This is a genomic window from Aeromonas finlandensis (assembly GCF_000764645.1).
Lineage (GTDB): Bacteria > Pseudomonadota > Gammaproteobacteria > Enterobacterales > Aeromonadaceae > Aeromonas > Aeromonas finlandensis.
This window is the reverse complement of sequence record NZ_JRGK01000124.1, coordinates 1-777: the sequence shown is the minus strand read 5'-3', so window position 1 is coordinate 777 and position 777 is coordinate 1. Positions and strand designations below refer to the sequence as shown.

Below are 777 nucleotides of genomic sequence, written 5' to 3'. Positions count from 1 at the left end.
GTCGATAAAGGTGTATTGCTGCCGATTGGATGCCGGAATGGTAAAAAACTGGTATCTGGCCATGGGTAAATCCTCGCTTGAAGCGGGTGATAGATGACGTGACGCTGGTTTTAATCTGTGGCTCGCAGGCGGCTTGGTTTCCCTCGACATCGCAGACAGTGCGCGTCAGTAATACCGCGTTTTGTTTTCGTTCGAGACTACTTTTTTGGCATCTGTCCGGCAAGTGGGAGGTCGGGATTTTCTGGATGAGCCGTTCAACTGAGACGTTGTGAGCTGGCGTGAGGTTGGGGTAATGCCGGGCTCATGTTGAGCCCGGCTTGTTAGCTCAGAGTTACAGCACGAAGCTCTGTACCATGGTGCGCAGCTGTTCGGTGAGCTGGTGGATCTGGCGGGCGGCATCGCGGGCGGCGTTGGCCACTTGCAGTGCCTCGTCGCTGCCATCGGAGATGCGCACCACGTTGCGTTCGATCTCGTTGACCACGGCGCCCTGCTGCTCGATGGCGCTGGCGATGATGGCGTTGGTATCGACCATCCGATCCACCTTCTCGGTGATGGCGCCAAAGGCTTGTTTCGCCTCCTGTGCCAGACCGACCCCCTCCTGCGCTTCATGGCTGGCCGCCGACATGGCGGTGACCGAGGCGCGGGCACCGGATTGCAGCTGTTCAATCATCTGCTGGATCTCGACGGTGGCCCCCTGGGTGCGGTTAGCCAGGGAGCGCACCTCGTCGGCGACCACCGCAAAGCCGCGCCCCTGTTCACCGGCCCGGGCCGCTTCGA

Annotated in this window: 1 protein-coding gene; it reads right to left on the bottom strand. The window is 60.4% G+C overall.

Going from position 1 to position 777, the window contains the following annotated elements:
- Positions 1-331 precede the first annotated feature (331 nt).
- Positions 332-777: methyl-accepting chemotaxis protein (locus tag LD28_RS0111050; RefSeq protein ID WP_033137023.1), on the bottom strand; the 446-nt coding region annotated here is incomplete at its 5' end.